The organism is Paracoccus sp. FO-3 (assembly GCF_006386455.1).
In the GTDB taxonomy this organism is placed as follows: domain Bacteria; phylum Pseudomonadota; class Alphaproteobacteria; order Rhodobacterales; family Rhodobacteraceae; genus Paracoccus; species Paracoccus versutus.
Genome location: NZ_VCBQ01000282.1, coordinates 1 through 923, shown reverse-complemented (window position 1 = coordinate 923; position 923 = coordinate 1). Strand labels below are relative to the sequence as shown.

The 923-nt window shown below is 71.4% G+C and carries 1 protein-coding gene; it reads right to left on the bottom strand.

Annotated elements, in window-relative coordinates:
- Window positions 1–923 (bottom strand): ABC transporter permease (locus FE811_RS26995; RefSeq protein ID WP_181180998.1); only part of this gene is annotated, 923 nt, incomplete at both ends.

Genomic DNA, 923 nt, shown 5'->3' with positions numbered 1-923 from the left:
GATGTTCATCACCCCGATGCCGCCGACCAGCAGCGAGATCACCGCGATGGCCGCGACCAGCAGCGTCAGCGTCTGCGTGGTCGAGGTGATGGTCTGGCGGATCTGGTCGTTGTTGACGATGAAGAAATCCTTGCTGCCATGGCGCCGGACCAGCAGGTCCGAGACCATCTGCTCGGCCAGCGCCATGTCCACCTCGTCGGCGACGCGCAGCGTCAGCCCGCTGACGCTGGTCGAGCCCAGGTAGCGCGCCTGCACCGTGGTATAGGGCGCATAGACCGTCAGGCTGGTGGAGCCGCCGGGGCCGCGGTTCTGCGCCTCGGCCACGCCGATCACCCGCAAGGGCACCTTGCCGGCCATGAAGACCTGCCCCAGCGCCGCGCCCTCGCCGAACAGGCTCTGGCGGGTGCTCTCGTCGATGACGACGTTCTGGCCCATCTCCGCCACGTCGCTTGCGTCGAAGCCGCGGCCCTGGGTCAGCGCGACGCCGGCCACGTCGAAATACTGCTCGCCCACGCCGCTGATCTGGGCGCTGGCCTCGGTCGCGCCGTGGCGCAGGGTCTGCGCGCTGCTGACCGTCGGGCTGACCGAGGCGACATGGGGCTGGCGCGCCAGCGCCGCGCCGTCGGCCGTGACCAGCGTCGTCACCCGCCCCGAGCGCATGTCGCCGAAATCCCGGCCGGGATAGATCTGCAGCGTGTTCGTGCCCAGCCCGGCGATATTCTGCAGCACGCGCTGGCGCGAGCCCTCGCCAAGCGCCACCACCGAGACGACCGAGGCGATGCCGATGATGATGCCCAGCATGGTCAGGAAGCTGCGCAGCTTGTGGGCGCGCATGGCCAGCACCGCCATGCGCAGCGCCTCGGCCAGCCGGCCCAGCACCGGGGCGGCGGCGCGGGCGGGCGGCAAGGCGGCCAGCCGCGCGG